General features: G+C 34.6%; 5 protein-coding genes. 3 read left to right on the top strand and 2 right to left on the bottom strand.

The window, feature by feature from the left end; translation table 11 throughout:
- Positions 1 to 263, top strand: a 263-nt coding sequence (locus CBG25_RS02580; RefSeq protein ID WP_290603799.1) for a transposase, incomplete at its 5' end; no start/stop codon positions are given.
- Positions 264 to 853: 590 nt separating this feature from the next.
- A complete protein-coding gene (locus CBG25_RS02575; RefSeq protein WP_290604317.1) occupies positions 854 to 1,240 on the top strand; it encodes a DUF4041 domain-containing protein in 387 nt (128 codons plus the stop codon).
- Between the two features lie 142 nt (positions 1,241 to 1,382).
- Here CBG25_RS02575 and CBG25_RS02570 read toward each other — a convergent pair whose 3' ends face one another.
- Positions 1,383 to 2,168, bottom strand: a complete 786-nt coding sequence (locus tag CBG25_RS02570; protein ID WP_290604315.1) for a TOBE domain-containing protein — start codon at positions 2,166 to 2,168, stop codon at positions 1,383 to 1,385.
- Positions 2,169 to 2,478: 310 nt separating this feature from the next.
- On the opposite strand from CBG25_RS02570, the gene CBG25_RS02565 reads away from it, so the two are divergent.
- Entirely contained in the window at positions 2,479 to 2,625 is a 147-nt protein-coding gene (locus tag CBG25_RS02565) for an AcrZ family multidrug efflux pump-associated protein (protein WP_032116287.1), read from the top strand.
- A gap of 334 nt (positions 2,626 to 2,959) precedes the next feature.
- Here CBG25_RS02565 and CBG25_RS02560 read toward each other — a convergent pair.
- Positions 2,960 to 3,222: transposase (locus CBG25_RS02560; protein WP_290603799.1), on the bottom strand; the 263-nt coding region annotated here is incomplete at its 5' end.

Genomic DNA, 3,222 nt, shown 5'->3' with positions numbered 1-3,222 from the left:
AGGCAAACGGCTATAGGAGCCAGATTCAGCGTAAAGGCCATCGAAACAAACCGTTGTCCAAGACTCAGCAAGGGCGAAACCACAGGATTGCAAAGACTAGGGCACGGGTTGAACATGCATTTGCGGCGATGGAACAAATGGGTAGAAAACTGATCCGCACCATTGGACAGGTGCGCGCTAATTTTGCCATGACGATGATGGCAGCATGTTACAACCTAAAGCGGTTGGCGTACTTCCAGAGCGCGTGCATCGTGGCTTTCTGACGCCCAGAATGGGTCAAATGGCCCTAGCAAGGGCAATGTGCGATAGAATCAGTAACGTGATAATCAAAAAAAATCTAATTATTTAGAATGAAAGCCAAGGGTTAATTGAAAATCTTGAGTTTTTCGAGGTGCCCGGTAATTAAATAAACCAATTAACAAAAACTGAATGCATAGTAAATATGCATTCAGGATTGATAGATAATAGAGTGGAGAAAATAAAGTAAAAATTTAATCGTTAATGAGTAGCTTTAATTATTTTCAACTTGCTATATCAAGCGCTAAAAATAAAATTGTTACTCTAATTAGCAAACAAAATTAAATTTATTTCGCCTTAAATAATACTTATAGGACGTAGTTAACCTGCCAGGGATGGCAACCCATATTTTAAAGCTATGGTGATTAATATGAGAGGTAGATCGCTTTATTAATAGTTAGATAAAAAAGTTGTTTACTTCTTTTATCAGTTAATTTACCATTTGCAATTTCGTGTAGATCAAAGAAAATAATATTTTTAGGATTCAATGACATGACGTACAGTAAAAAAAAATCTGTTTAGTGTATTTCTGTTTAGTGTATTATTGGCTATTATGATGTTGACAGGATGTGCGGGTTTCGCTAAAAAAAATAGCGATATCGATAGTCAGACAGCTGCAGTTGAATCTCCAGTCGACAAATCTGGAATATTATTTAATGGTATTATTATTTCCTCAACAAATAATCAATGTATTGATCATTTAAATCTGCTTAAAAAAACTGAACCGGTTAAATATCAAAAATATATTAAAGATTACGTCATTATTATGGATGATATTAAATATTGGAATATCAATAAAAATATTATGGATAGTGATTCAAAAAATCTGTTAGCGATGGCACTCAATACCAAACTTGATTTATTATGTGCAAAGGTAAAATATAATAATTTTGTTAGCACTAAAAAGAAAATACAGAAGTTAGCTGATTCCTATCAAAAGTAGTTAATCTTCTATTATATGCATGATATCTATATTAATTTTTTATGTTTTATTATATAAAAAGTTTAATTATTTACTAATTTAATTAAGCTTTTTATATCTTAAAATAAATTTTATCAAATTAATCTGATGCTATGGTAGGTAATTATTGTAGTGTTGCGATGATAATCTGGCTAGCGGCAAAAATCGCTGTCACTTTACTGCCAATTTTTATATTCTGTTCTGCTATTTCTTGATTTGACATGATTGAGCAAAGTAATAATCCATCCTCTAGTTTCACCTTCAGCTCACTATCTTTATCATCTTTTTCTATATCAGCTACCGTGGCAATTATTATATTATCGGCTGCTGGAGTTGTTGTTTGTTGTGGCAGCAATTTTATTGCTGGTGCTTTGATCAAAATTAAAACTTCTTTGCCAGCAGTTAAGTGTAATCGTTTGCTACTTTGCTTGGTTAATGATGCATTGATAATGGTGTTACTATTAGTTAACTGAATTTTGATATTTTGCTGAATTGAGTGGTTATCATACTCAATTAAAGTACCAAAAAATTGATTACGCGCGCTGGTTTGTAATGAAAAACGTGAGATTGCCGCCAGTAAGCTATCGAGCGGTAAATTTTCATCATTTAACACATGATAGGCTTGTTGCTGGATCTGTTTTAATAATCCATAGAGTTGCAATAACCGTTCACCATAGGGTGTTAAAGTGGTACCACCGCCACCTTTACCGCCAGTTGCACTGGAAAGTAGCGCTTTATCGGCTATTTGGTTCATTTCGCTTATTGCATGCCAGGCGCTTTTATAATTCATGCCCGCCAATTGTGCTGCTTGCTTGATCGAACCAGAAGATTTTATATATAGAAGTAAGTTGATCCGCCGTGCGTCAGCAAATAGCCGATCATGACGTTTTAAAGTTAAGAAAATATCCATAAAAACAGCCTTATTAGCCTAAACACGGTTAATTAATTTATTGTGTTATTGTACTTTGTTATATCAAATAGTGAGAATAGAATGAAGGCTTATTGATTGTTTCTAAGAAATATCTGCTGATAGAGAATTAGTATTGTTAAAATATAGTAATATCTGTCACTAACCGTATTATTGGTGTAAAAAAATGAAAATATCTAGTACTAGCCTTCAAAAGAGAAAATAAATAGAATAATCTAACTTATAAGGTTATTATTTAGTTATGTTCATATTTTACGTAATTGAATAGATCATTATTTTGCTGAGGCTCTCAATGCTAGAAATTTTAAAAAGTATGCTTTTTGCTCTGTGTATGGTGCCTATCGTGATGGGCGGTATTATGTTATTAATTTATGGCATTGGCGAGCTTTTTAATATATTGTCGAAGGCACAGTTTCGTCATTCAAAGAAACAACATTAATTCGTTTATCTTCTCTTGATAGTTAGCCAACATTTTTTGGCATTGCCTGAAAAAGCGTTTTATGCTTTTTCAGGCGCTTTATTATTTATTTTTAATCTGAAATGATATATTTAATTTAGACATAACAAATACCTCAATGATCTCCCCGTTATCTATTCTTGGCTGTTTATTATTTGTTCGGCAATAAGCTTAATACTCTAGGGCACCTCGAAAAACTCAAGATTTTCAATTAACCCTTGGCTTTCATTCTAAATAATTAGATTTTTTTTGATTATCACGTTACTGATTCTATCGCACATTGCCCTGGCTAGGGCCATTTGACCCATTCTGGGCGTCAGAAAGCCACGATGCACGCGCTCTGGAAGTACGCCAACCGCTTTAGGTTGTAACATGCTGCCATCATCGTCATGGCAAAATTAGCGCGCACCTGTCCAATGGTGCGGATCAGTTTTCTACCCATTTGTTCCATCGCCGCAAATGCATGTTCAACCCGTGCCCTAGTCTTTGCAATCCTGTGGTTTCGCCCTTGCTGAGTCTTGGACAACGGTTTGTTTCGATGGCCTTTACGCTGAATCTGGCTCCTATAGCCGTTTGCCT

It is taken from the genome of Arsenophonus sp. ENCA (genome assembly GCF_002287155.1).
Taxonomy (GTDB): Bacteria; Pseudomonadota; Gammaproteobacteria; order Enterobacterales; family Enterobacteriaceae; genus Arsenophonus; species Arsenophonus nilaparvatae.
Note: the sequence above shows the minus strand (reverse complement) of the source record. Positions and strands in the feature narration are given on the sequence as shown.